The sequence below is a fragment of the uncultured Anaerovibrio sp. genome, assembly GCF_947302755.1.
In the GTDB taxonomy this organism is placed as follows: domain Bacteria; phylum Bacillota; class Negativicutes; order Selenomonadales; family Selenomonadaceae; genus Anaerovibrio.
On the sequence record NZ_CAMYWM010000197.1, the window covers coordinates 1 to 3,354 of the forward strand.

General features: G+C 47.5%; 4 protein-coding genes. 3 read left to right on the forward strand and 1 reads right to left on the reverse strand.

Annotation, left to right across the window (positions count from 1 at the left end; genetic code table 11):
- Positions 1 to 248, reverse strand: a 248-nt coding sequence (locus Q0Y54_RS12685; protein WP_366072795.1) for a DUF262 domain-containing protein, incomplete at its 3' end; no start/stop codon positions are given.
- Positions 249 to 300: 52 nt separating this feature from the next.
- On the opposite strand from Q0Y54_RS12685, the gene Q0Y54_RS12370 reads away from it, so the two are divergent.
- The 3 genes from Q0Y54_RS12370 to Q0Y54_RS12380 all read left to right on the forward strand — a co-directional run bounded on the left by Q0Y54_RS12370 (position 301) and on the right by Q0Y54_RS12380 (position 3,069).
- The gene (locus tag Q0Y54_RS12370) at positions 301 to 1,836 is read left to right on the forward strand and encodes an FAD-dependent oxidoreductase (RefSeq protein ID WP_297968557.1); all 1,536 of its coding nucleotides are present in this window, start codon (positions 301 to 303) and stop codon (positions 1,834 to 1,836) included.
- 27 nt (positions 1,837 to 1,863) lie between these two features.
- Entirely contained in the window at positions 1,864 to 2,301 is a 438-nt protein-coding gene (locus Q0Y54_RS12375; RefSeq protein WP_297968561.1) for an alpha/beta hydrolase, read from the forward strand.
- Between the two features lie 174 nt (positions 2,302 to 2,475).
- The gene (locus Q0Y54_RS12380) at positions 2,476 to 3,069 is read left to right on the forward strand and encodes a hypothetical protein (RefSeq protein ID WP_297968560.1); all 594 of its coding nucleotides are present in this window, start codon (positions 2,476 to 2,478) and stop codon (positions 3,067 to 3,069) included.
- Positions 3,070 to 3,354: the final 285 nt, after the last annotated feature.

A 3,354-nucleotide genomic window follows, 5' to 3' on the forward strand; every position in this document is an offset into this window, starting at 1 on the left:
TGAATATGCCAAAAATGACAGGAAAACGCTCGTTTTTGTTTTTGCTGACAATTGTAATGTCGTATACAATTACCACGTTGAAGCCCGTCTACAAGAATATAATTCCATTGATTGTTTTCGTATTTCTCGTAGAAAAGAAGCGTACCAACAGGGTAGCCTTTTATCAACGAATCAATGAATTTTTGTTGTTGTGTTTTCTTCCAACGAGGGGGTGTGGGGAGAATATGTAGATGGCAAGGCTTATGTATTAGGAATTTTTAATGCTATGAACTACGTACATTGAACTGGAGGTAGTGTATTATGGATAACTCATTTGCAATCCCGATGTCCAGACGCAGTTTTATGAAACTGATGGGGTTGGCAGCGGCCGGGGCTGTCCTGGGAGTCAAGGGGGATGCCGCAAAAGCAGAGGCTGCTTCGCCAACGATATCTACGATGGATTTCGATAATGCGGAGCTTCCCGTACTCTTTGATGTGGATGTCTGCGTGGTTGGCGGCGGTCCGGCAGGCACTGCGGCTGCTGTCAGTGCCGCACGAAACGGCGCGAAGGTTGTTCTTGTGGAGCGTGGCATTTCCCTGGGTGGACTGGCCACCTTAGGCTGTGTTTTTCCCTGCATGCCCACTTTTGCCGATGGCAGTGATACCCCATACATAACGGATTTGAACAAACGCATGGAAAAACAGGGGTCACCGCTAACTCTTGGCATAGATACCGATACCTATTTTGGCGGTGGCAGGGGACAATATGTGCCGGAATATCTTTCCTTTGTCTACGATGAAATGTGTGAGGAGGCAGGGGTTAATGTTCTTTACAATGCATCCCTGGCAGGGGCGGTGACCGATGGGGGAAGGATTGTCTCCTGTGTTGTCCAGACCATAGAAGGACTGGCAAAGATACAGGCAAGGACCTTCATCGATGGCACGGGAGACGCACTGCTTTCAAGGTTTGCGGGTATTCCCGTGGAAAAAGGTTCAGAAAAGACCGGACACAACCAGCCCATGAGCCTGCGCTTTGAAATGGGCGGTATCGATGTGGTCAAGGTCTATCATTTCTTCAGAGATGAGTTGAAAGATGCCTGGAAAGACAAACTTTCTGACAGACTCCTGAAGGATGCCTTGAAAGAGGGGAGAACGCCTTTTGTTGAATTTGATAAAATGAAATCGACCGAGAAATTCTTCCGGGCCGGTGTGACTAGTGGAGAACTCACCGAGGATGATGTGGTGTTCATCCAAGCTTTCACGATTACCGGCAAGCCCACCGTAATGTCCATGAACTGTCCGGAGATGCCGGGACTGAGCTTCAGTGCCACGGATACCGTCTCATACAGCAGAGCTGTGACCTTTGGTCGGAAGATGATGCGCCGTTTGGCAGGATTCTTCATAAAGAACATTCCTGGCTTTGAGAAGGCCTATATCAGCCGTGAAGCAAGCATGGTGGGAGTTCGGGAATCATGGCGGATTCGCGGTAAATACTATATGGAGGCCGAGGATTATCTAAAGGCGCATCATTTTCCGGATGCTGTCTGCCGTACGGCGTACCCTATAGACATTCATGATGTGAATGCGGATTTCTCTCGAAAGCTGAAAAGAGGACAGTACTACGAAATCCCATACCGTGCCTTGGTGACCAACGAGATTTCCAATCTGCTTGTGGTGGGACGCTGCGCCAGTGGCAGCTTCGCTGCCCAGGCTTCCTTCCGTATCCAGCCTACCTGCATGAGCATGGGCGAAGCCGCAGGCATTGCAGCGGCTTGGGGACTTTCCAGGGGAATCCCGGTGAATGAAGTCAAATGGGAAGAGATTCCTGAGGAAACGCGCAGTTATGTAAGTAAATAATCGCTAAACTTGAACAGCTGCAACTTGGTGAAAAAAGCAGGGCGTGCTGCCGGATTAAGTGAAGGGAAATATCTCACTATGGGGGTAAAGGAGAGCGATGATATCGTCCTTTGGGCAAAAGAGATTGTCCAGAATGATGAAAATGCGCAGATTGTCCTGCATGGGATTTCCATGGGTGCAGCCACGGTGGTGATGACTACGGCCAAACATCCGCAAAATGTAGTGGCAGCCGTTGAAGACTGCGGCTATACCAGCGCCTACGATATGTTTACAAATCAACTGGACGTTATCTTTGGCCTGCCGGAATTCCCCATTATGACATGCGTAGACATTGTAAGTGGCATCAAAACCGGGGTGAAAGTGTCAGACGCTGCCCCCATAAAGTCGGTTCCCGGCATCAAGGTTCCGATTATGTTCATCCATGGGACGGCGGACAAACATCTCTTGGCAGATTTTGCACATTGAATTATTGTGGTTTTGAGCGTTTTATTTCCTTTTACAGTACGGCATCGTTTTCGTTTATTATGGCGCCGATAAGGCGTGTTAGTTTGTTGTATACAAAATTTTTATGCAGGAATTTGGGAGGTGTTTAGCGAAATAGACAGGCATAGAAGTTTTGTTTTACGAGGAGGTAGAAGTATGAGAAAATGTATGACTGTCATGGTGGGTCTGCTGATTATGGTTTTCGCCACGGTGTGCTATGCCGAGTCTTATCAGATGACCTATGAGGAGAAAAATTTTACCGAGAATATGAAGGATAACCAGGCTCTGACCGACACCTTCACCACACCCTACGGGCCACTGAAATTTCAGATTCGTAAGCTGTGGAATTCGAGCAGTGATAAGCGGTTGCATTTTATGGCATGGCTGAACGACACGAAGGTTATTGATGAGCATTTTCCAAAGGTAGACTTCGGCTATACCTTCCGGGCCGTCAAGAACACCAGCACGAGCGAGCAGTTTTATGTGCTTCAATCAATTGAGCGGGCCTGCCTCTTTGGTTATTCACCAAATGCACAGAAGATGGTGTCCTACATTGACAGCCAGAATTATGCCCATGAACCGGGAGCATATCCGTACATCGTGGTACTGAAGGACGGGGAGCTGGTATTGGCTTTTGAGAAGGGCAACAACTGTCGGCGTTATCAGTTCCATTGGGATGAGGATGCCAATTGGTTCGGCTATACCGACCTTGGAACCGGCTGGCCATCGATTGGAAAAGAGAAAATGTAATAAGCAAGATGAACGCACAGGGGCTTTCATCAGCCCCTACAACGAAATCTAAAGCTCATCTGCATCCTTTGGATTTGATTTGCTGAGGTTTCGTAAAAAACTGGTGGCTGGGTCTTCAGTCACCTTTTTTTAGTTACATTCATAATGCAGCCATGATATATCTAGCCCGTCTGATATCCATTACAGCTGCCGCTTTGATAAACAATTACGTTTATGGTAAAATCTTCCTAAGAGGTGTTTATTTTAATGAGTAATAAAGCCAAGATCCGTGAGGATGCAATGAGC

What these genes read in the sequence shown, in the direction of transcription:
- Q0Y54_RS12370 (WP_297968557.1), top strand. Translation starts at nt 301, where the DNA reads ATGGATAACTCATTTGCAATCCCGATGTCCAGACGCAGTTTTATGAAA.
- Q0Y54_RS12380 (WP_297968560.1), top strand. Translation starts at nt 2,476, where the DNA reads ATGAGAAAATGTATGACTGTCATGGTGGGTCTGCTGATTATGGTTTTC.